Source organism: Lysinibacillus sp. NPDC056185 (assembly GCF_047737915.1).
Classification (GTDB): domain Bacteria; phylum Bacillota; class Bacilli; order Bacillales_A; family Planococcaceae; genus Lysinibacillus.
Genome location: NZ_JBLLLQ010000003.1, coordinates 20,009 through 42,135, shown reverse-complemented (window position 1 = coordinate 42,135; position 22,127 = coordinate 20,009). Strand labels below are relative to the sequence as shown.

The following is a 22,127-nucleotide window of genomic DNA, read 5'->3' as shown; positions in this document are numbered from 1 at the left end:
CCTTATCAAATTAATAACAATATTTTTGAAAGCTGTATCAGCGTTATAAGCCTTAATTCTATTAGTCTATTATAACCCTTTGAACACCATGATAGCCAATGTAAGTTCTTTTAATATAGTACTAAAATTAGATTTTTTTTCTTTAGTCTTAGTATGATATTCTTATATAAATTTTAAACTAAAATTACCATAGAAAGGATTGTTTATGTGAAAGTTGCAAGAAACCCGAAGGACATTCATCAACCAGTTGCTCCTTATGTACATCAAATAGAAGTAACAGGACCACAGAGATGGTTAACACTATCTGGACAAATAGGCATGGCAAAAGACGGGACTATACCTGAAGAGCCGTTAGCCCAAATGAAATTGGCATTAGAAAATATCGAGAAGAATCTTGAAAGTGCAAATATGGAAATTCAAGATTTAACGAAGATAACCCTTTATTTGGTTGGGGAAATTAATGTAGATCAAAGAAAACAAATAATAAACGACTTTCTTGGCAATCACCTTCCGTGTATGACATTGATGTATGTAGTTGCGCTTGCATCTCCTGCCATAAAGGTTGAGATTGATGCCTGGGCTTGTAAGGGAATATAAACTTATAATATGTTGAAATTAACAAGGGTGTGCGTCTAGATTTGTTTTAAATATTGTTATAAAAACGTGGCCCAGGGCATAAGTATATTTTCAAAGTAAAAATCAATTATGGCTCAGCATAATTACGTCCGGATTTAAAAGATTTTATATTAAAAAAGTGCGAGAAATCAATTTTAGAAAAGTTGATTTCTCGCACTTTTTTAAGTTTTGAAGGCTAGTTTTGTCCCAGCCTCTTCATCTCATTTATAGATCTTCATTTTTAGAGCTTATTTTAGCATGCTTGTATCCATAGCCTATATAAATAACTAAACCTATCGCTAACCAAATCAAAAAGCGCACGATAGTAAATAGCGGCAGACTAAAAATTAATACAATACATCCTCCAACACCTACAGTTGCTACAAGCCATAGCGCAGGTACTTTAAATACACGTGGTTGATTTGGTCGTGTATAGCGAAGAACAACAACACTAACTGTTGTTAAAGCAAAAGCAGTTAAACCGCCGATGTTAGCAAATTCCGCTAATTCTCCGATCGATAAAAATCCTGATAAGAGAATGCCTGTTACAACTACAATTAAAGTTGATAATACAGGTACTCCTGTTTTTTTATTTGTTTGTGCAATACGTTCTGGTAGAAGTCCATCTCGGCTCATTGCAAACAGCACGCGTGTCGCACTTGTTGTATTTGCAATCATCGTAGCAAGCAATCCAAAAATAACTGATACTGCAATGATAGCACCTCCCCATTGAATCCCAACAGATTCTAGTGCATATACAGTAGGATTTGGAACATCCAACTCAGGGGATGGTACAATACCTGTTAATACTAGTGCAACAATTGCATAAATAAGCGTTAGTATACTTAGACCACCAATTAAAGCTTTTGGTATTGTTTTTTGTGGATTTTTTACTTCCTCAAGAACTGTTGTTACACCATCAAATCCGGTAAAGGCAAAGAACACTAGTGCCGCTCCCGCCATTACACCTGACCAGCCAAATGGTGTAAACGGTGTCCAGTTTATAGGGTTAACGTGAAAAGCCCCTATAGCAAGGAATAAAATAATCGCGCCAACCTTAGCAGCTGTAAATAACATATTTGATCGGCCCACATTTTTAATTCCACTCATTGAAATCCAAGCTACAATAAGCCAACCAGCCACAGCAGGTAGATTCACAATCCCACCATGAGCAATATCCTTTGTTAAAACTTCTGGCAAGTGAATTCCCACAGATTGTAAAAACGAATTGACGTAGCCACTCCAGCCAACTGCGACTGTACTAGAAATAACGATAAATTCTAATAATAAATCCCAACCGATTATCCAAGCAATCATTTCACCTAACGCAATATAAGAATAGGTGTAAGCACTCCCGGCAACAGGGGCCATCGCTGCGAATTCGACATAGGCTAATCCAACTGCTATTGTTACAAGACCCCCTATTAAGAATGAAACAACGACACCAGGACCCGCATGTAGAGCAGCTGTAGTTCCTGGCAGTACAAAAATGCCAGCTCCTATTGTAGCCCCTAGTACATACAGCAATAATTGCAACGACCCTAGTTCACGCTTAAGTTTAAAACGTTCGACTTCAGTTATTTTATTGGCTTGCTCGATTGACTTCTTCCGTAAAAAATTCGCCATAATAACCACTCCACTTTCAAAAAAAGAAAATAAATTTCATTTTTATGTATTTTTATCAATAAACAGTATATTATCTGCATTTTCGAATTGAGTCAACAATTTGATTATTATAACAATTTACCTTTTTACTAGAAAACGAGTTAATAGTTCACTTATGTTACGTTGCTGATGAAGAAGCTAAACTTCACAGTGGGCAAGTCCAATTCCTCAATTAGTGCCATAATCAGCATTACTTGCCTGATAAGTCCTTTCTCTCGATCTCTCCTAATGCAATAGTTGTTATTGATTCCTGCAATTTATGTCATTCGACCTTTTAAGGATTAATCTATTTCCCGTTTATCGTAAAATAAGAGAAATAAATTCTTTACTAGCATAATGACTTTTGTTTATTTATCATTGTTAGATATAAGTGATCCAATCAGGAGGTGTAATCATTTGGAAGAAAAAAAATATTCAATAGGTGAAACAGCTAAAATGATAGGATCCACGATAAAGACAGTCCGTTACTATGACGAAATTGGATTGCTGAAACCTACAAGTTATACTGAGGGTGGACATCGATTGTACACAGCTGAAGATATATGGCGCCTTGAAATGATTACAAACCTGCGTTATCTGGATTTCGGAATTGATGAAATAAGCAAAATGATATCTGAAGAAATATCAGTTGATAAAACACTTGATTGGCAGATCGAATCGATGGAGACACAGGTTACTACGCTTATGGATATGATATCGATTCTTCGTCAAGCAAAGGAACATGACGGGGATTCATTGCAGTATATTCATAACTTAGTAAACGAACGAACAATAAATACCGAACATAAAAAACAATTTATCGATAAAAAATTGAAGGAATCCCAATTATTAATTGGCATTCCTAAAGAGTGGAAAGATTCGTTTTTTTATTATTTTGATAAATATATTATTAATCAAGTGAAAGGCTCCGCCAAACAAACAGCTACTTGGCATGAATTACAGGAGCTTATAAATGATCCTCAGTTTATAAAAGACTTGAAAAATACTGAATTTCTGTACTTTAATATTGTTCATCAGTCAAAATATAATGCTACAACATTGGTCAGAAAGCTTGAGAACATCCATGATCGATTGAATAAGGCGCTGAAGCAAAAATTGCCTGCCAACAGTCCAATTGTACAGACCATTATCGACGACACTGCTAGGCTGTATGCGAACTCACAGCAATTGGACAATAAAGAAGATCACTTCCGCTACTTTACAGAATATATTCAATTAACCAAAACCAAACGACTCGAACGATGCGAAACGTTATGTGCTATTCTAAGCCCACAATACTACCAACTCTCAAAAGCCAATCAATTACTATTTCAAGGAATAGAATGGCGGCTTGAACATATGGAAGAATCATAAAACGAATAATCGAGGGCTAAACACCCTCAACTATTCGTTTTGGTAGTCAACCTTTCAGTAACGTAAACTCTGGATGATCGCCTATATTTTGCTCCAATAGTTTGAATGGCTGTTGCTTCAAATAATGATCGAAGAAATCCAATGAATAATCGTTAATTAATCGGTATGCCTTTTGGATGTCGACCCCTTCCATCCGTTCATAAAGCGGTGAAAACAGGTATAAATCGGAGAAGCCCATATGCTTCATATCTTTAATTTTCATCCAATAGTTTCCTCCCACAGTTACATACTCGTACCGTGGCAAAGTTTCCTTTACAAACTCGATGAGCTCCTTACCATCCGTTTCCTTCGCCTCTCTGATTGTGTCATCGGCACTCATCATCATAAACGGCTTCTTCAGCCCATCCACAGGAACTCGGAGTTTTCCATATAAAACACCGTCCATATTAAGAGCTGCTTTTATTCTTGAATCTGTCATTAGCATTTGGGTGCTTGTTGCTCCACCAAAGGAATGACCAAACATACCTACATTCTCCATATCCATTCGACCTGTAAAACGGTTTTCAGGATCATTCTGGGCCAGCTGCTCCACTTGATCCAGCACAAATTTAGCATCTTCTACCCAACCTTCATTTGCTTTATCTAAATATGCAATTGATTCAGTTTTTTGAGGCACGTAATTTGCTACACGACCATCAGAAAAGACTGAAGTCGTGCTACTGTAAGTATGATCCATACCTACCACGATATAGCCTTGACTGACTAATTGCTCAATTTGAAAAGTGTTCTGATTTTTATGTCCACTAAAACCATGAGAGAACAGGAGCACCGGATAGGTTGTTTCCTGATTAGAAATCTCAGCGTTCTCAATAGCATGTGTTTTGACATAACCAAAATTTGCAAATAAAAACTTCGGTAAATTCAGGATTTTACTATACCCCTCTGCAAAAACATCAGAATCGGAAATATAAGGAGCCGTATTACCTTTAGCAGCCGTATCAGCAGGATACCAGATTTGTACCATTAATTCGCGTTTGTCATCAGGCTCCGGTGTAAGAGTCTCTTCCCTTTGAGTATCCACCCAATCGTAGGTGACTGTTCCAATTTTGTACGGACCCACTGGCTTTTCAAAAGTAAATACCGGAAGCACGATAGGCAGACTAACTGCTACAGCAGAATAAAGTACAGCTAATGTTGAATTAAGAACAACGCGTGATCGGCACATATTTGATTGTTGTTCTTTTTGATCTTTTGGGTTAAAAAAGTTCCTTATCACAACAACAACGATAAAAAATAATGTCATTAAATAGGTCGGAATCATTTGCCAACGCATACCTTCTATGATCCCATGGACAAGCAGAAATAGAATAGACATACCACCACCTATCAGCACCCCTTGCCGTGACTTGTTTCTACCAAAGACTAACCAACCTAGCAAAACAATATTAAAGATGATATAAAACAATTCAATAGACCTCATAATGAAAAACCTCCTTGTTTTTTTGATCTAGCTGATTCAAATCAAAGTGTATTACCTCCAGTAAGAGGAGAATCAACACTTCATACAAAAAAACACTGACATTTTTTTAATTGTCCACTACTTTACAAATTTGAGATCGTTTATATTTGAAGATTGAGAAGTTATAAAAGATTACCGTTATAATAGTAAGAATGGTTACTATGAGTATTTCATGGCTTTGTATAGGCTATAATAAGTTATTTGAGAAGTTAGGGGAGGGCAACATGGATTCCTATGAAGTATCAACATTAAAAAAGGGTCTTTTGATTTTAGATGTATTACGTCAAAAGCATTCTCTTACATTAACTGAAATTATGGAAGAACTATCAATGAATAAGACATCTGTTTTTCGCATGCTTTATACGCTAGAAAAAATGAATTATGTAATTAAATATAATAAGTATTATCAATTAAATCCGCATATCTTTAGGGATGAGCACTTATATTGGCACAAAGATATCCAATGGACGTCTCTCGTGGCGCCATATCAATTAGCTCGCCAAGAAGAAATAACTACTTACATTGGTATTTTGGAAGATTGTGAGATGGTGATAAAAAATGTGATTAGGGAGCCTTTTGAACATCCTGCTTATCAAGCAATCGATACTCGGACACCTATGCATTCAAGCGCACTCGGAAAAGTAGTATTAGCTCATCTGTCAGCTAAAAAACAACGTGAACTATTAAATAGTATTGAACTAAATACATTTACAACAAAAACCTTCTATGATTATGGCCTATTGATTCCTCATTTACAGGTCATTAAAGCACAGGGATATGCTGTTGATCACGAAGAAACGAATATAGGTAAAATTTGTATTGCAGTTCCGATTTATGTGAATGAAGAAGTCATCGGCGCAATTGCTTTGCACGGTTCGACGAATCAAATTAAGAAAACGGCCATACGGTCATTTGTCAAAAGGTTAGAAGAGGCAAGCAAGCAATTGACGGAAGAAATCAATTACCTGTTAGCATAAAAGAAAATTTCAACCGATCTTCTATTTGCAATTAAAACGCTTTTGTTTCTATATATGAAACTATAACTTTGTATGTTGGTAAAATATTTTTTTTACTCTATTCTGATTACAGAAAACAGAGGAGGTAGAAATATGAAATTTCATACATTAAAAAAAACAAATATTAAGATTTCCGAAATTGGTCTTGGGACGAATGCTGTAGGTGGCCATAACTTATATGAAAACTTAAATGAACAAAATGGGAAAGAGCTAGTCTCCGCTGCTCTTGACTTAGGGATAACTTTTTTCGATACAGCTGACATATATGGAAAAGGGCGTTCAGAAGAACTTGTTGGCGAAGTATTAAAAAATTACTCCAGGGAAGATTTCGTTTTAGCGACAAAGGGAGGTAGACATTGGTTTGAGGATGGTTCAGTAAAAACAAATAATCATCCGCAATATTTACGAAGTGCACTTGAAAATAGCTTAAATCGTCTACAGATGGATCATGTAGACCTTTACTATTTACACTTCCCAGACAACGAGACCCCTCTTGCAGAGTCGATTGGTGAATTATCACGCTTAAAAGAAGAAGGAAAAATCCGAGCAATAGGCATTTCAAATGTTACATTAGATCAACTTATAGAAGCTAATGTGCACAATGATATTTCAGTGTTACAATCTCCGTACAATATGTTAAACCGTTCAGCAGAGCAAGATTTATTGCCTTACTGTGTAAAAAATGATATTTCATTTATTCCATACGGTCCACTTGCATATGGTCTACTTGGTGGCAAGTATACAAAAGACTTTAAGCTAGGTACTGGGGACTGGCGAATTTCGGATCCTTTATTCCAAGGTGAATTATTTGAACAAACATTATTAAAAGTAGATGGATTAAAAGGAATTGCAGAGGAAAAACAAACGACATTACCAAATCTAGCGCTTGCTTGGTTATTAGCTCAAGATGGTATTGATGCAGTTATCCCAGGCGGGAAACATAAAAACCAAGTGGCTACCAATGTGAAAGCAAGCGATATCCAATTAACAAAAGAAGATTCAGTGAATATCGAAAGAATTTTTGGATAAAGTAAAAATGCGAAAATGCTGTTAAGTCAACATTTTCGCATTTTATTTTTTATTCTGGACGTTCTATCTCAAATATATCTCCAATTTTTGCGTAATTTGAGCCGGCTAGTCTGCTAACTGATTTAAGTTTTCTTGGATCAATTCGTCCTTCATTATAAAGGGTCTCATCTATATGATATTGTACGACTTCACCAATAAACAAATCACCTGTCTGTTCGTCACCATTCATTAAAGGAATCGTCTGTACTAAACGGCATTCCATTCGAATCTTTGCCTCTTGAATACCTGGTACAGATATAAGCTCACTATCGGTTAATGTAAATTGAGCTCTTTCAATTTCACTTTCAGTTACAGGTAATGAAGCTGCCGTTTCATTCACCTGCTTAACATTATCCTCATCTACAACATGCACAACAAATTGCTGATGATGATGGATATGGCGAGCGGTATCTTTTAAGCGCCCATTTGGTCTTTGAACGGCCAGAGAAATCATCGGTGGATTGGAAGACACGATATTAAAAAAACTAAAAGGTGCACCATTGATGACCCCTTGCTCTGACTTTGTCGTAACAAAGGCAATAGGTCTCGGAATAATACTGCCAATCAGTAACTTATAATTCTCACGTTCCGTATTTTTCTTAGGATCAATTGAAATCAAACGTCCCATCTCCTTTAATCAAGCGCACGCACTTTGATTGGAATTAATGTTCTTTCCAATTGTTCACGATGCTGTTCGTATTGAGATGGTAACATTAATTGGTTACCCATTGTCTCAGGTGTCTCATCATGAGCGAATCCAGGTGGATCTGTCGCAATTTCAAATAAAATCTCACCGGGTTCACGGAAATAAATCGCATTAAAATAATTACGATCTTTCACTTCAGTTACATGTTGTCCATGATTCATTACATACTCTTGCCATTCTAGATGATCCGCATTATCCTGGGCTCTCCAGGCAATATGATGAACTGTTCCGACTCCCATTTGACCACGCATACCAGGAACAACTTTTAAATCTACCGTATTGCCGATATCTGCGCTGGATTTATAACGAGTATACTCACCTTCCGTTGCTACTTTCTCAAGCCCCATAACTTCGGTTAAGACTTTTGCTGTTTCTTCTGGGTGACTTGAATAAAGTGTTGCACCACCAAATCCTTTAATCGCAACCTCAGGAGTTACTTCACCAAATGTCCATTCATTCAATTCGCCCTCTGTACGTGCAACTAATTCAACATGAAGTCCGTGTGGATCATCAAATTGTATTACTTGTTCACCAAAGCGTTCAGCTTTTTGGAATGGAATACTGAATTTTGCAAGACGATTAATCCAAAAAGGTAGTGCTCCTTCTGGTACAACATAAGTAGTTACGCCAACTTGACCATCACCAATACGTCCTTGATAAGCATTTGCCCATGGAAAGAATGTAATAATTGTACCAGGTTTACCACCTTTGTTACCAAAATAAAGATGATATGTGCCCGGGTCATCGAAATTTACCGTTTGTTTAACTAAACGTAGGCCTAATACACCAGCATAAAAATCAATATTTTCTTGTGGATGCCCTACAATGGCTGTGATATGGTGAATACCCGCAGTATGTTTTTTCATGTTAACAAACCCTTTCATGATAAATGTCTTTCTCACCTATACTTTATCCAATAACGTTCTACCTCAATCTTTGAACATATTATCGAATTGTATATAAAGCTTTTGACCAAGGAATTAATTGGTCTAACATTTGGTTAACAGAATCTGATTGCACTGCTTTTGGTTTAAAATCAGTACCATTTTCAAAGTCTGTGAATAGTGACAATGCTGGATGCACACGGACATCTGCAATTAAAAGCTCACCCATAATACCACGTAAATGTTCAGCTGCACGTGCACCACCTACAGAACCATACGATACAATACCTGCAGCTTTGTTATTCCATTCTACACGTAAATAATCTAGTGCATTTTTAAGAGCTCCTGTAATAGAGTGATTGTACTCTTGTACGATAAATACAAATCCATCTTGTTTTGCAACGATTTCTGACCAAGCTTGAGCGCCTGAAGCGTCTTGCCCTGGTTCACCTAGTAAAGGTAATTTGTAATCTGCGATATCAATAATTGTATAATTTGCATCTCCTCGTTGATCTGCGATTTCTTTTACCCATTGTGCTACTTGTGGACTTACACGACCTTCACGTGTTGATCCGATAATAATTCCGATATTTAATTCTGCCATTGTTTTTTCCTCCTCTTTTTTTGAAGCAAATAATTTATTTAAAAAACCCATATGATTACCTCCTTATGATGAAAAGTAAAACTTTACTTTCTACATGGATTAAAAGGTTCGAATTCATTTATCTTGAATTTATTTATCTTGAATTCGAGATAATAATAACACGATGGTTTAATTTACGTCAACATGTTTGTTTAATATTTTAAAAAAGCAGAGATGTTATGGTATCAACATCTCTGCTTTTCTTAATTAATATGGCTCATCACTATAACGAGTGGTTGATTTCCGTTCCGACTGGGCGCTTTGTAGCTGACGCTTTGCTTTCGCTACAGAAAACATTTGTTGCTGACGCTTCGCTTTCGCGCAGATAAAACAATTGTTGCTGACGCTTCGCTTTCGCACAGATAAAACAATTGCCGCTGTCGCTTCGCTTTCGCGCAGATAAAACAAACCTATAGTTTTAAAATGGTATGTCATCGATTTTAATGGGCGTTGTTCTACCTAAAATCCAATCATCTTTGATTGCACCATAAACGATACTATCTGTTACAGTACCATCTGCATTTTCCCAAGCATTTCTTAAATAGCCCTCTTTTACAAAACCAGCTTTCGCAAAACATTTTCTCATACCAATATTATCAACTCTCGTATAACCTTCGATACGAATCTTACCTTTTTCTCCAAACAGGTAATCTTGTAACCAAAGAAGTGTTTTTACTCCGTATCCTTTTCCTCTATAACGCGTATCTAAACGGATATCGAATAACGGGATCGTATCGCTTATGTCATGAATTGTAATAATCCCGACCTTTTCTTCATTATCAATTATCCAATGCGTCTCGCGATCGCTGTGATAGTATCCTTCTGCATATGCTTTTCGAATGGATTCCTCTTTTAAATTTTGATCGGTATGATACATCCACTTGTTTTGAGTTAATAATTCCACTAAATCTTCAATTTCATCTTCGAATAGTTTAAAGTTCATTCATATTATCCTCCATCACAAAATTGGGCTCATCACCATAGCGTAAGGTTGATTCCCACTCACAGTTATTTATAAGTATAGCTTCTTACTTCACAACCCCCAAAGCAAAACCATCATATCCTTTGCTCCCAACTGTTTGAATGGCTGTAGCATCTATCTGTGATTCCTCAGATAATAAATCTATAAATTGACGAATTCCTTGAACATTTAAATCCTCACTGTCGTCGTCAATAACATGTCCTTGACGAACTACATTATCCCCAATAATAACTGTCCCTGGTCTTGAAAGTTCTATCATCCATTTCAAATAATGAGGATTGTTTTGTTTATCTGCATCGATAAACATAAAATCAAAATAAGTAAAGCCCTTTTCTTTTAGGGTCGGTAATATTTCCAGTGCAGGTCCCACCATTACTTTAATTTTCTTTTCTAAACCGGCCCTTTTTATGTTCTCTTCAGCTACTTTTGCGTGCTTTGCATCAAATTCAAGTGTTATTAGATGTCCATCATCGGGTAATGCTCTCCCTAGCCAAATGCTACTGTATCCGCCAAGGGTTCCGATTTCTAAAATGTTTTTGCTCCCTTCATTTTAGCAAGCAAGTACAACAGCTTACCTTGGTTCGGAGCTACATCAAAGCAGGCAAATCCGCTTCTAAATTCGCTTTTAATACTGAATCCATAACATCATCAGAACTATGAAGTTTAGTGCTAAAATAATGATCTATCTCATTCCATTTCTTTGTCTTCATATACCTTCACCTCGAAATTACTTTAGTAGTTAGAATTACTTTACGCTTACTATCACGCTTCATCAGGGCCCATCGAGAAAAGAACATGCCAAGAAAAGCGAAAAGTACACAGACAATCCCAATTCCAATTCCGTTCAATACTTCTCCTACCATGATCCCGAGAACACCAAATATTTTGCCTATTTGAAAGACAAATCCATTAAAAGCCATATAAGCACCTCGACGGGAATCATCTACAATTTCCGCCAGCAAGGATTGCCTTGTAGGTACATACATTAATTCTCCGACTGAAAGCACAACAACACCAATAAACAAAAGCGTTAAATTATTTGAAAAGGCAAGAATTGAATAGCCTAACCCGAATAATAAAAATCCAAAATACATAACTTTTTGAACCGATTTTCCTTTAATCCATTTTGTGAAGACTACTGTAAAGAACACAATTATCAATGTATTCTCCACTGTTAATAGACTTAAAAGCTTTACACCGTCCAGTGTAATATTTAAATCCCCTAATAATGTCACAACCCGTGTAGGAAATTCCTCTTCCAATCTTATTGCAATGAAATTGTTACGTTGAAATTCAATTGAAAGAATAGCAATACCTCCAAGCGTAAATAACACAAAGGGCACATTGTTAATAACAGTGCGATAGCTTTGTATAATAGATCTTATGCCATAGGAATCTTCACTTCTTTTTTCCTCAACAGCTGTGATACTGAAAGTTTCTTGGATCAACGACTTCGTCATCCACAATGTTACAAAGGAAATAATCAGTAATGAGATTAACAGTTGAAAAAAGTGCGTTTGGAAAAACCAACCGCCAATAATTAATCCAAGCATAATGGATAAGTTTACAGCCCAGTAATTGATGGAGTACATTAAAGCCCTGTTTTCTTTTGTGCTGACATCAATCAGCATTGCTTCAGCAGCAGGGTTAATAAAGCCAGTAGATATACTCATTACTAACAGCATTAAAAAAGTTACCCAAGCAGATGTAAAGGCTGGTGAATTGGCAACAATCATCCCCGCAAATGCTAGGACTTTCATCCATTCACCAATGACCATCATTTTTTTCCTGCCTATTGAGTCAGCTAAGTAACCCCCATATAAACTTGCGATAAATTGAACAATCAATTGGATTAAAAGAAGAATTCCTGCATAGATAGCATTCAGCTCTTTTGTAAAATAAATAGCCATGAATGGAAAAACCATTGAACCAACAACTCGGCTCATAAAAGATGTATAAATTCTTATTTGAATGTTACGATGTAAATTTTTGAACATTACTTCCACCCCCACCTCATTATGCTTTGTTCAAAAGTGGAAAAAAAGGGTATAATCCAATCATAAATGTCCCCTTTTAAGTGGATAAGGAGAGATTGATGATGAAGAATTATTCTTATTTCCAGATGAGGGCTTTTTTATATCCTAGAGAAGAACAACAGACTGCTGAATGCAAACTTTATGAATTGGAGAGCTTATGGTTTTGTACACAAAAAAGTGTTAAACGTAGGCTAAAACAGTTCGGAGAGGCAGGCAAACTAATCTATACTCCGGGTAAAGGTAGAGGAAACCCTTCACAAATTGTGTTTTATAAACCCTTTCAACAAGAAATTGAGGATGCCGTAAAACAGCTAGTTCAACGCGATCAATTGGAGGAAGTTATTTTACTATTGCAATTGCCTATTCCAAAAACTTGGATCGCCAATGTATCGCAAGAAATTCAAAGTTTATTCGGCATTCAATCATCCGGGCAACCAAGGGACGTGTTACGAACTGCTCGAACTAGAGAATTAACGACACTGGATCCATTACATACCTCTATTACCTTTGAGACCTTTATTATTTATCAACTAGGAGATACACTCGTAACCTATAATCAAGAACAAGACACAGTAATCCCTCACATAGCACACAACTGGGAAAGTGACAATGAAGGGAAAACATGGACTTTTTACTTAAGAAAAGGAGTCCGCTTTCATAATCAGCACTTATTAACAAGTGAAGATGTGCGCTATACGCTTGATCGTTTTAAAACAAGTTCTTCACCACATTCTTGGCTTGTGGAAGATATAGACCAAATAGAGTGTCTTTCCCCTTTTACAATTCGCTTTAAGCTTTTTAAACCAAATGCACTTTTCCCTAGATTTCTGAGCTTCCACAATCTCGTTATATTGCCTGTCAATGAGCCATTCGACGAAAATAAGTGGATAGGAACAGGTCCTTTTCAAATTAAAAAACGGACGGATAACTTACTCGTCCTCCAAGCGTTCGACAATTACTTTCTTACTAGACCAATATTAGATGAGATTGAAATTTATCGGGTACCAATTGAAACAACTCACTCTGCTATGTATGAAGTGCAAAATCACAATGAAACGATTACAACTTACCAACATAAACAAGACATTGAAGTGGGATTTCGCTTTTTGTCATTTAATTTCAAACGCAATACTATTGTTCATAATGCTGCGTTTCGAGAGGCTATTTATCATCTTATGGATGTACGGAAATTGTGGAAGGATTTAGGTCGAAGTAATCTTCAAGAAGCGTCCAGCTATTTCTTTTGGAAATCTAAGCACCAAACAAAGGATATTCGGCGCGTTCAATCTTTACTAGAAGAGGCCGGATATCAAGGAGAATTAATAACTGTATATACGCTGGACAAACAAAACTGTGTTGAGGAAGCCGAGTGGTTCAAACAAGAAGCTCGTAAATTCGGTCTTCACTTAGATGTTAAAGTCTACTCAATATCAGATTACTACGATCCTTCTCTTGAAGAAGCCGATTTATTAATGATGGGTGAAGTTGCTTCGATGGATCATCACTTATCTTTTTTAGGTGCATTTTTAAATAAAGCACTTATTTTTAATCGTTTTTTATCTAATGCTCACTTAGAAAATTTGAATGTCTATTTTGAAAAAATAAAGCAAGCAACGGATTGGCAGACAAGAGAATGTTGGATTAACGAGGTTGAATGTTATATACGACAAGAGAATTTATTTTTATATTTAAATCATCCTATTAAAAGCCGTATCTTCCATCCTATGATTAAGGATATCCAATTTGATTCGTTCGGCTTCGTAGATTTTCGAAAGCTTTGGATTAAGTAGTTTAAATTCTCCCGAATAGTATTCACAACAAATATCATATACTTTAAAGAAGTGTATATTTTTGGATAATCACTAAAAATTAGGAACAGAATTTGTTAATACGCAATGTGAGCGAAGCGGCTCATTGGACGCCCCAGAAAAGCGCCCAGTCGGAACGGAAATCAACCACGCGTTTGGTAATGAGCCATATTTTTTTGAAATTTACTTAATAGATTAAAGGTCGTGACTATGAAATTATGAAGGAAAAATTTTCGGGGGAATAGGTGAAAACAACAATGAAAAAAATCTCTGTATATAAAACAATAGTAGTATGTTTATTATTTATTCCATTCTATCTATTTCAACCAGTCTCACAAATCTCTGCAGATTCTGGGGAACAAGACATTAAGAGTACTATAAATAAGTATGTTGAAAACTTTTTAGAAGAGCAGCGAATTCCAGGGGCATCTATTGCTATTGTTCATAAAAATGATATCTTTTATTCTAAATCGTGGGGCGTAACGGGAGAATCCGAAGAAAAGGTAACCGCTGAAACTCCATTTGTAGTTGGCTCTATTAGTAAATCATTAACAGGTTTAGCCATCATGAGATTGGTTGATGCAGGCATTATTCAATTAGATGATCCAGTTCAAAAGTATATGCCATGGTTTACCCTTAAAGACAAACAAGCCGCTTCTCAAATAACGATTAAACATTTACTTACGCAAACAAGTGGGATAAGCACTTATTCTGGCTTAGCTATATCGGACAAAGAATCTAAAGATTTAAGTGCTATAAAGGAAAATGTAGAAAGTTTATCGAATGTGAAGCTGACTGCTACTCCTGGAGAAAAACATCAGTATAGTAATGCTAACTTTTCTATTCTTGGAGCTCTCATCGAAGAAGTGACCAATCAACCATTTTCTGAATATATGGAGGAACAAGTTTTTTCTCCATTAGGGATGAAAAGTGCAGCCGCTAATAGTAGCATGGCCTATGAAAAAGGATACTTATCTGGCTATCAATCATGGCTTGGTCACCCTGTAAAAAGTGCAGTCACCTATGATAATGGTGGGACACCATATGGATATATTACTGCAAGTGCATCAGATTTGGTGCAGTATATTAAACTTCTTAGTCACCATGAACATAACAATTTTTTAAGTAAAAATGCGTTGAACCTTTATATATCGCCGTTCGTTCAAACTAGTAAATATCGATATTACGGCCTTGGTGTACGAATCTCATATCCAGAATCCAAAGAAGAAATGATATGGCATTCTGGTTCAAATCCTGACGCACGCTCAGAAGTATTTTATCTACCAGAAACCGATTGGGGCGGGGTAATTCTCACTAACAAAAGTCATATTTTAGAGGAAAAGTCACTTCTTTACTTGAAAGAAGGGATTATTAATATTTTAAATGGGAAAGAGCCCGTTGACGCACCTAAATATAAACCTACATTTCAAGTCATAACAATTGCTATTTTATGTTTACTTTTTGTGATGTTTATTTATCTTCTATTAAAGGTTAAAACTAATAAAGGAAGAGTGTCGGGTATATTTGGTTTTATGCTTTTAGTTTTGGCCATTATCTCCATTCCATTATTAAGCTATAATACAGGAACACCTTGGCACACTATTAGATATTTTGCTCCCGATATTGCATTTTTGGCCATAACGCTGGTTACTCTTTTAACATTGAATGGCTTATTATCTATCTATATTGCCTTTAAACGACGACAAAAAAGACAACTTCTCTAAGTAGGAGTTGTCTTTTTTAGTTATGCTTGTATTATCGAGGAAAAATTTTTCATATCTAAAATTGATTATTTATTGCCTTGACCATAGCCTGCTTCCGAGGCCACCGCATCTTCTTTAGTAACATGTACCGTACCAAATGGATGGTTAGGAGGAGCGTAAATCGAATAAAGCTTTAGTGCTATATTACCTGTATTTGTGACGTTATGCCACGTTCCAGCAGGCACTACTACGGCATAATTTTCATAGACTTTTCTTTCATAATTTAAGTTGTTTTTACTTGGGCCCATTTGAGCAAGTCCCTCACCCTGTTCAATATATAAAATTTGATCAACATTTGGGTGTATTTCCAAGCCAATATTATCACCAACATTAATACTCATTAAAGTAATCTGTGAGTTCTTTCCCGTCCACAGAGTAGTACGATACGTATCATTTTGCTTAGCTGCATCTTTAAGATTGATGACAAGTGGCTGAGGCCCATAATCTTTTAATACAATACTTCCACCATTGGAAAAACGAGAAGGTTCAGCACTGTTCGCATACCCTATCTGATAAGAAGGTGTCCAATATACAAGCTGATCTCCATAGTTATACATAGGCATGTTGTTTCCGTAATAAGGAATGTAGTACATTTTCTCAATCCCCTCACACATTATAAGGTTATCCTATGCGACTTGTTCTAGAAATGTACTTATACATATTTCCATCCTATAGTACAACTTAAAAATTTATTTACTCAAAGGTATCCTCATCCTCAGCATACTCTAAAATATCCCCCGGTTGACAATCCAAGACTTTACAAATTGCATTTAACGTGGAAAAACGTATGGCCTTTACCTTCCCCGTTTTTAAATTCGATAAATTGACAATCGATATGTCTACTGCTTCTGCAAGCTCACTTAATTGCATTTTCCTATCAGCTAATACACGATCCAACCTTACGATAATCGCCAATTTCCTTCACTTCCTATACTGTTGCATCATACTCTTCTTGCAAAAAAGAGCCATATCTAAATATCCTACCAATTGTCCAAACTATAAAACTACATAGTAGTATGCTCCAATTTATATCAAAAAATCTAAAAGAAACGGATTGAATCCATTCAATATTGTCTAATTCATTATTGTTTAAAAACATATGTAATAATGTTGAAACTATATATGCTTGAATCGTATTACTTAAAAAACTTAAAATTAATAAACTATATGCTACTAGCTCTATTCTTTTACTATTTTTAAGAGTAAATACATCCCCAACAATGACTGATTTAACAAATTTCCATAATAAAATAAAAATTGACATAACAATCAAAGTAAAGATCATCGAGAATAAAATTAATACGATTGTTTCACTTTTATCATAAACAAAATTATTCATTATATCTTTATTTAAAAAAACAGTTAATCCATTAAATTTAAAAGAAATGTCAATGTTAGAATCTAAAACTAGTTTATTAATCTTCTCACCAGAGACTGTTAAAGCTACAACTAATAACCCAAAGAGTAATAAGATACATGATGCTATGATTACCATAGTAGCTATTAATAATATATTTAATATTCTCAAACTCATTTTAATATTACGAATTGCTAACGATTGATCCATAACTGCTTCTAACACTCCTTATTATTTGTTCTTTATTTATATTCCTTCCCCCAGTTATTGTAGGATATATTATTTCACACCTCCGTTTTGTAGATACTTAAAGCTCGGATATAGTATATATTATAAGCTGATTTCACATCGATGTTTAATAACAGCTTCATGAACTATTTTTTTCAATTCGACTTTTTCTCCAATAAAGGACATACTAACATGAATAAGATTTATCATAAACGAACATTCCAAAAAGTATATGAAATGTCTGGAACTTGATATAGTATGTATTTAGGAAAAAATCAATTTGTTTTGGTGGTGTATATATGAAGAAGTTCATTATGGATTTTTTAATGATTGCAATCGGGGCGATGCTTTTTGCACTGGCTGTAAACTTATTTGTTATACCTAATGATTTAGGTGAAGGTGGCGTAACAGGTTTAACAATCATCGCCTATTATTTGTTTGGATGGTCGCCAAGTATTGTGAGCTTTGCGCTAAACGCAGCTTTATTAGTAGTTGGCTATAAGTTTTTAAGTAGGCAAATGACTATTTATACGATTATTGCAGTATCCCTTCATTCACTGTTTTTACATTTAACAGAATCGTGGTCGATTTCTTCAAATGAAATTATTGTGAATGCTATTTTTGGCGGGGTGTTTGCTGGAGTTGGTATAGGCTTAATTATAAGAGTTGGTGGAACAACAGCAGGGTCAACAATCTTAGCTAGAATGACGAACAAATATTTAGGCTGGAGTATTAGTTACGGTTTATTGTTTTTTGATTTAATTGTAGCTTTTTCATCTTACTTTATTATCGGAGCAGAAGCATTAATGCTTACTGTCATTATGCTTTATGTCGGAACAAAGGTGATGGAGTTTGTTATTGAAGGTGTAAACCCGAAAAAGGCAGTTACGATTATTTCGAATAAGCCAGAAGAGATTGCCAGTCATGTGAGTGGTTTTATGAATCGAGGCGTGACAGTTCTATCAGGCCATGGCTATTACACGAAGGAACAAAAAGAGATTCTGTACATTGTTATTAGTAAACAGGAAGTTGTGAAGTTAAAGAAAATTGTCAAAGAAATAGACACGGATGCTTTTATTGCTATTCATGATGTACGAGATGTTTTTGGACATGGATTTATTGAATTATCTAAGGCGTAATTAAGAAACTAAGAAAACACCTTTTGTTGAAAATGGGGATTATCCCTTTAAAAATCAACATAGAGGTGTTTTTTCTATTGAACAATCTTTCACTATTCATACTAATCCCTAAGGAGTCGCCCAGCCTCCACTCCAATCAACTTATATATAGTATACATTTTACAAATGCATCTAAAATTTCAGCGATGAAGCCTTTACTCCTCAGCCTGTAAGGAAATCTCAATAATCTTATCTAAAAGTTGCATATAAGTAATTCCTGCTGAGAGTGCGCTTTTTGGGAGCAAGCTATTTTTTGTCATACCTGGCAATGTGTTAACCTCCATGACGTATGGGATTCCATCCTTGATCATCATATCGATTCTGGCATAAACACTACATCTTAATGCGCCATAGCAGGCTTTTGCGGCTTCAGCAACACGTTCATGAATGGCAGGTGGAAGTTCTACAACCTCCTCTATCGTAGCGGCATCCTCATATTTCGCTTTATAGTCAAAGAACTGCGCTGTATGGCGAATTGAAATAATCGGTAATAGCTCCCCGTTTAAAATGGAGCACGTTATTTCTTCACCTTCTATATATTTTTCAATAATGATTTCAGGATCCCATTTGAATACTTCCTCAACCGAAGTGAGTAAAGCCTCTTTATCATTAACTATTTTTACCCCTACACTGGAGCCACCCGAATTAGGTTTAACTACTAACGGATAGCCCATCTTATCTAATTCATCAAACTGAAGCTCCTCGATATTCGAATGATGGAGCCAATCCGGTGTTTCAATGCCTTCATAACGTAGAATTTTTTTCGAAATATTTTTATCCATACACATACTACTTGAAAGTATACCACTACCTGTATACTTAACGCCCATAGCCTCTAGTACACCTTGAATCGTACCATCCTCTCCAAATTTGCCATGTAATGCTATTAAAGCAATATCAATATCTCTCACCTTTTCAATAAGCTCTGACGTGTTATTTTCATTTAGTTCAATAGCTACCACTTCGTATTTACTCTTATCTAAATGAGCGATCATTTCTTCCCCTGTCATGATAGAGACCTGCTTTTCTGAGGAAATGCCCCCCATAATAACGCCAACTTTCATATGTTCAACTCCCTATTTCATTTTTCAAAGTATCACCAATAATCTTAATGCCACGCACAATATCCTCTTCTTTTAGCCGAGAAAATCCTAATCGAAATGTGTTACTGCCTTCGCCATTGCTATAAAAAACGTCTCCAGGATAAAAGACAACTCCCCTTTGATAGCACTTCTTCAATAGTGTACGAGCATCCATTCCTTCTTCTAGCTCAATAAAGAGATGAAGCCCACCATCTCCTGTCAGTCTTTTAAAAGGAATGTATTGATGGCAAGCTTGACGGGCTAATTCATATTTTTTCTTATATACGAACTTTGCCTTTTTTAAATATTTTTCAAAATAACCATCCTGTAAATATTGATAAAGCACAGCCTGATCTAATGTTGATGTATGAATAGTACGTGCTCTTTTCATACTTTCCAGACAGTGGATGAGTTCCTTATCAGCTAATATCCATCCAACACGTAAGCCCGGAAATAGAATTTTAGAAAAGCTACTAATATAAATAACATTGTTGCCCTCACCGATAAAAGTCATTAGCGGTGCTAAATGTGAGCCTGAATAACGTAATTCCTCATTAAAGCCATCCTCCACAATCGGAATTTGATATTGCGAAAAAAGCCTAATAATTTCAGCTCTTTTTTCAGAAGATGTCACAATACCTGTCGGATTATGATAGGACGGGATTAAGTAGGCAAAATCAAAATCCTTTTCCGATAAGCTTTTCTTAACTTGTTCAATATCGATACCATCATCCTTCATGTCGATTCCGTGGATGTCAAATCCGTGTAAGCGAAAAAGCTTTAATGCCGCATGGTGAGTAGGGTTTTCGCAAATAACACGTCCGGATTTTTTACTTAAAGAAGATAATAAAATATCCAAGCCTTCGGTAAAGCCATTCGTAATTAAAATATCTTTATTGGAAGTATCTACACCCTTCATTTCCATATAGTGAAGAAGGTACTCGATTAAAGGTTTATAGCCTTTTGCGTATCCGTAATTCAACACGACATCTCCTTCAAGGGACATACGGGTCAAAAAAGCTCTTTTAAAATTTTCAACATCAAAAAGCTTTTCTTCAGGGGCAACACTATTGAAGGAAATCATACCTTTTTCCCAATGAATATCTTGCTTCATTAAATCTAATTCATCAGCTAACAAAGTAACGTTATTCAGCCTCTCCTTCCAATTAAATTCGACAGATGAAGCTTTCAACGTTTCGACTTTCCCTACAAAATTACCTTTTCCTTTTACAGCATAGATCATGCCCTCTTGCTCTAAATCTGCATATGCATTCAGTACCGTATTTCTACTGATCGATAATAATTTACTAAGTTCACGGGTAGATGGAAGCTTTTGATGCTCCAGCAAGTGTCCCTTCACAATCTTTTCTTTCAAATAATCTTTTAATTGAATATAAACCGGACGATCATCGTTAAGCTTAAAATCATTAAACACTTCCTGTACCCCCTTGCTTTATTTTTACATAACTGTATCCAACTCAAAAGGTCCACAGTATAGGGATTTTTCCTTCCTTGTGGTACGATTTCTAGCTCGTAAAAAATGCAATCCTTCAAAATGAAGAATTGCACCTATTATAGGCTAATTATAATTGAGGATAAAAATACATTTTGAAGTCCTTTCTATCATCCCGTTCTTTAAGCAATTAATCATAATTATTTCCCGGGAATAATTGAAAGGACCTAATCTCAAAGCCTTTTATTCACAACATCTTAGCCTTTTGGATGATCATTTGGATAAACGGCTCTTTTTCCTTTGTATATGTCGATCGATCAAATTGATATTTAGACGCTAATTGATTTTTTAATACCGCATATTCATTTGCTGCTTGGGGATGTGCTCTTAGATAATCACGGAAAAGTAATTTTTCAGTCCATTCATTACTGTTATATTCACAAATATGTAAATGGATTGTTCCCTGCTCCCACAATCCCTTTCTAAAAAATCTTCTATCCTTAAACTGTAGTTTCGGTACATATTCATAGTCAATTTTACTTAAAGCGTCTATGAAGCTCAGCACTTCATCTAAACTCCGAACACCAACAAGAATATCAATAATCGGTTTCGCTTTTAGTCCCTTTATCGATGTACTTCCAATATGCTCAATACGAATAGCACTATCACCTAAAGCTTTTCCAATTTCGTTTTGTTCAAATGCATATTGTTGCTCCCAATGTGGATTATATTCGGAAAGCTGAACTTTAATTTTCCGCACAAGCTTACCTC

20 protein-coding genes and 1 pseudogene are annotated in these 22,127 nt (G+C 35.7%); 7 read left to right on the top strand and 14 right to left on the bottom strand.

Annotated features, from left to right (window positions below; translation table 11 throughout):
* Positions 1 to 207: 207 nt before the first annotated feature.
* Positions 208 to 597 (top strand): RidA family protein, encoded by a 390-nt coding sequence (locus ACMZ42_RS04225; protein ID WP_415730698.1) that lies wholly within the window; start codon positions 208 to 210, stop codon positions 595 to 597.
* 243 nt (positions 598 to 840) lie between these two features.
* Here ACMZ42_RS04225 and ACMZ42_RS04220 read toward each other — a convergent pair whose 3' ends face one another.
* Positions 841 to 2,241 carry an amino acid permease gene (locus tag ACMZ42_RS04220; protein WP_370077252.1) on the bottom strand — a complete coding sequence of 467 codons (1,401 nt, stop codon included), beginning with the start codon at positions 2,239 to 2,241 and terminating at the stop codon, positions 841 to 843.
* Between the two features lie 435 nt (positions 2,242 to 2,676).
* Here ACMZ42_RS04220 and ACMZ42_RS04215 point away from each other — a divergent pair, with 435 nt between their 5' ends.
* Positions 2,677 to 3,633: a MerR family transcriptional regulator gene (locus tag ACMZ42_RS04215; protein WP_415730697.1), complete on the top strand. Its 957-nt coding sequence runs from the start codon at positions 2,677 to 2,679 to the stop codon at positions 3,631 to 3,633.
* A 46-nt stretch (positions 3,634 to 3,679) separates the two neighbouring features.
* On the opposite strand, the gene ACMZ42_RS04210 is transcribed toward ACMZ42_RS04215, so the two are convergent.
* Positions 3,680 to 5,113, bottom strand: coding sequence for an alpha/beta hydrolase family protein (locus tag ACMZ42_RS04210; protein WP_415730696.1), 1,434 nt, complete (start codon positions 5,111 to 5,113; stop codon positions 3,680 to 3,682).
* A 263-nt stretch (positions 5,114 to 5,376) separates the two neighbouring features.
* On the opposite strand from ACMZ42_RS04210, the gene ACMZ42_RS04205 reads away from it, so the two are divergent.
* Both ACMZ42_RS04205 and ACMZ42_RS04200 read left to right on the top strand, forming a co-directional pair.
* On the top strand, positions 5,377 to 6,129 hold the full coding sequence (locus ACMZ42_RS04205) for an IclR family transcriptional regulator (protein WP_415730695.1): 753 nt from the start codon (positions 5,377 to 5,379) through the stop codon (positions 6,127 to 6,129).
* Between the two features lie 132 nt (positions 6,130 to 6,261).
* Positions 6,262 to 7,197, top strand: a complete 936-nt coding sequence (locus tag ACMZ42_RS04200) for an aldo/keto reductase (protein WP_415730694.1) — start codon at positions 6,262 to 6,264, stop codon at positions 7,195 to 7,197.
* A gap of 49 nt (positions 7,198 to 7,246) precedes the next feature.
* Here ACMZ42_RS04200 and ACMZ42_RS04195 read toward each other — a convergent pair whose 3' ends face one another.
* The 6 genes and pseudogenes from ACMZ42_RS04195 to ACMZ42_RS04170 all read right to left on the bottom strand — a co-directional run bounded on the left by ACMZ42_RS04195 (position 7,247) and on the right by ACMZ42_RS04170 (position 12,448).
* The gene (locus ACMZ42_RS04195; protein WP_415730693.1) at positions 7,247 to 7,855 is read right to left on the bottom strand and encodes a flavin reductase family protein; all 609 of its coding nucleotides are present in this window, start codon (positions 7,853 to 7,855) and stop codon (positions 7,247 to 7,249) included.
* A 14-nt stretch (positions 7,856 to 7,869) separates the two neighbouring features.
* Positions 7,870 to 8,808, bottom strand: a complete 939-nt coding sequence (locus ACMZ42_RS04190; protein ID WP_415730692.1) for a ring-cleaving dioxygenase — start codon at positions 8,806 to 8,808, stop codon at positions 7,870 to 7,872.
* A gap of 79 nt (positions 8,809 to 8,887) precedes the next feature.
* Positions 8,888 to 9,481: an NADPH-dependent FMN reductase gene (locus tag ACMZ42_RS04185; RefSeq protein WP_370077263.1), complete on the bottom strand. Its 594-nt coding sequence runs from the start codon at positions 9,479 to 9,481 to the stop codon at positions 8,888 to 8,890.
* Positions 9,482 to 9,887: 406 nt separating this feature from the next.
* Positions 9,888 to 10,412, bottom strand: a complete 525-nt coding sequence (locus tag ACMZ42_RS04180; protein WP_415730691.1) for a GNAT family N-acetyltransferase — start codon at positions 10,410 to 10,412, stop codon at positions 9,888 to 9,890.
* A gap of 85 nt (positions 10,413 to 10,497) precedes the next feature.
* A pseudogene (locus ACMZ42_RS04175) lies at positions 10,498 to 11,161 on the bottom strand (O-methyltransferase).
* A gap of 6 nt (positions 11,162 to 11,167) precedes the next feature.
* Complete coding sequence (locus tag ACMZ42_RS04170; protein ID WP_415730690.1) at positions 11,168 to 12,448, bottom strand: MDR family MFS transporter; 1,281 nt, start codon at positions 12,446 to 12,448, stop codon at positions 11,168 to 11,170.
* A 101-nt stretch (positions 12,449 to 12,549) separates the two neighbouring features.
* On the opposite strand from ACMZ42_RS04170, the gene ACMZ42_RS04165 reads away from it, so the two are divergent.
* Both ACMZ42_RS04165 and ACMZ42_RS04160 read left to right on the top strand, forming a co-directional pair.
* On the top strand, positions 12,550 to 14,277 hold the full coding sequence (locus ACMZ42_RS04165; protein WP_415730689.1) for an ABC transporter substrate-binding protein: 1,728 nt from the start codon (positions 12,550 to 12,552) through the stop codon (positions 14,275 to 14,277).
* 275 nt (positions 14,278 to 14,552) lie between these two features.
* The gene (locus tag ACMZ42_RS04160; protein WP_415730834.1) at positions 14,553 to 16,019 is read left to right on the top strand and encodes a serine hydrolase domain-containing protein; all 1,467 of its coding nucleotides are present in this window, start codon (positions 14,553 to 14,555) and stop codon (positions 16,017 to 16,019) included.
* A 65-nt stretch (positions 16,020 to 16,084) separates the two neighbouring features.
* Here the strand turns inward: ACMZ42_RS04160 and ACMZ42_RS04155 are convergent, their stop codons facing one another.
* The 3 genes from ACMZ42_RS04155 to ACMZ42_RS04145 form a co-directional block, all read right to left on the bottom strand.
* Positions 16,085 to 16,651, bottom strand: a complete 567-nt coding sequence (locus ACMZ42_RS04155) for a cupin domain-containing protein (protein WP_415730688.1) — start codon at positions 16,649 to 16,651, stop codon at positions 16,085 to 16,087.
* A gap of 100 nt (positions 16,652 to 16,751) precedes the next feature.
* The gene (locus ACMZ42_RS04150) at positions 16,752 to 16,973 is read right to left on the bottom strand and encodes a helix-turn-helix domain-containing protein (protein ID WP_415730687.1); all 222 of its coding nucleotides are present in this window, start codon (positions 16,971 to 16,973) and stop codon (positions 16,752 to 16,754) included.
* 13 nt (positions 16,974 to 16,986) lie between these two features.
* Entirely contained in the window at positions 16,987 to 17,625 is a 639-nt protein-coding gene (locus tag ACMZ42_RS04145; protein ID WP_415730686.1) for a DUF2975 domain-containing protein, read from the bottom strand.
* A 317-nt stretch (positions 17,626 to 17,942) separates the two neighbouring features.
* On the opposite strand from ACMZ42_RS04145, the gene ACMZ42_RS04140 reads away from it, so the two are divergent.
* On the top strand, positions 17,943 to 18,782 hold the full coding sequence (locus ACMZ42_RS04140; RefSeq protein ID WP_370077281.1) for a YitT family protein: 840 nt from the start codon (positions 17,943 to 17,945) through the stop codon (positions 18,780 to 18,782).
* A 194-nt stretch (positions 18,783 to 18,976) separates the two neighbouring features.
* Here the strand turns inward: ACMZ42_RS04140 and ACMZ42_RS04135 are convergent, their stop codons facing one another.
* The 3 genes from ACMZ42_RS04135 to ACMZ42_RS04125 form a co-directional block, all read right to left on the bottom strand.
* The gene (locus ACMZ42_RS04135) at positions 18,977 to 19,885 is read right to left on the bottom strand and encodes a D-alanine--D-alanine ligase (protein WP_415730685.1); all 909 of its coding nucleotides are present in this window, start codon (positions 19,883 to 19,885) and stop codon (positions 18,977 to 18,979) included.
* A 4-nt stretch (positions 19,886 to 19,889) separates the two neighbouring features.
* Positions 19,890 to 21,338: a PLP-dependent aminotransferase family protein gene (locus ACMZ42_RS04130; RefSeq protein WP_415730684.1), complete on the bottom strand. Its 1,449-nt coding sequence runs from the start codon at positions 21,336 to 21,338 to the stop codon at positions 19,890 to 19,892.
* A gap of 265 nt (positions 21,339 to 21,603) precedes the next feature.
* Positions 21,604 to 22,116 (bottom strand): GrpB family protein, encoded by a 513-nt coding sequence (locus ACMZ42_RS04125; RefSeq protein WP_415730683.1) that lies wholly within the window; start codon positions 22,114 to 22,116, stop codon positions 21,604 to 21,606.
* Positions 22,117 to 22,127: the final 11 nt, after the last annotated feature.

Bases quoted from the DNA above. Each gene is read 5' to 3' on its own strand.
- ACMZ42_RS04145 (WP_415730686.1), bottom strand. From the start codon at position 17,625: ATGGATCAATCGTTAGCAATTCGTAATATTAAAATGAGTTTGAGAATA.
- ACMZ42_RS04220 (WP_370077252.1), bottom strand. From the start codon at position 2,241: ATGGCGAATTTTTTACGGAAGAAGTCAATCGAGCAAGCCAATAAAATA.
- ACMZ42_RS04165 (WP_415730689.1), top strand. From the start codon at position 12,550: ATGAAGAATTATTCTTATTTCCAGATGAGGGCTTTTTTATATCCTAGA.
- ACMZ42_RS04155 (WP_415730688.1), bottom strand. From the start codon at position 16,651: ATGTACTACATTCCTTATTACGGAAACAACATGCCTATGTATAACTAT.
- ACMZ42_RS04210 (WP_415730696.1), bottom strand. From the start codon at position 5,113: ATGAGGTCTATTGAATTGTTTTATATCATCTTTAATATTGTTTTGCTA.
- ACMZ42_RS04185 (WP_370077263.1), bottom strand. From the start codon at position 9,481: ATGGGTTTTTTAAATAAATTATTTGCTTCAAAAAAAGAGGAGGAAAAA.
- ACMZ42_RS04190 (WP_415730692.1), bottom strand. From the start codon at position 8,808: ATGAAAAAACATACTGCGGGTATTCACCATATCACAGCCATTGTAGGG.
- ACMZ42_RS04205 (WP_415730695.1), top strand. From the start codon at position 5,377: ATGGATTCCTATGAAGTATCAACATTAAAAAAGGGTCTTTTGATTTTA.
- ACMZ42_RS04180 (WP_415730691.1), bottom strand. From the start codon at position 10,412: ATGAACTTTAAACTATTCGAAGATGAAATTGAAGATTTAGTGGAATTA.
- ACMZ42_RS04200 (WP_415730694.1), top strand. From the start codon at position 6,262: ATGAAATTTCATACATTAAAAAAAACAAATATTAAGATTTCCGAAATT.
- ACMZ42_RS04135 (WP_415730685.1), bottom strand. From the start codon at position 19,885: ATGAAAGTTGGCGTTATTATGGGGGGCATTTCCTCAGAAAAGCAGGTC.
- ACMZ42_RS04170 (WP_415730690.1), bottom strand. From the start codon at position 12,448: ATGTTCAAAAATTTACATCGTAACATTCAAATAAGAATTTATACATCT.
- ACMZ42_RS04140 (WP_370077281.1), top strand. From the start codon at position 17,943: ATGAAGAAGTTCATTATGGATTTTTTAATGATTGCAATCGGGGCGATG.
- ACMZ42_RS04160 (WP_415730834.1), top strand. From the start codon at position 14,553: ATGAAAAAAATCTCTGTATATAAAACAATAGTAGTATGTTTATTATTT.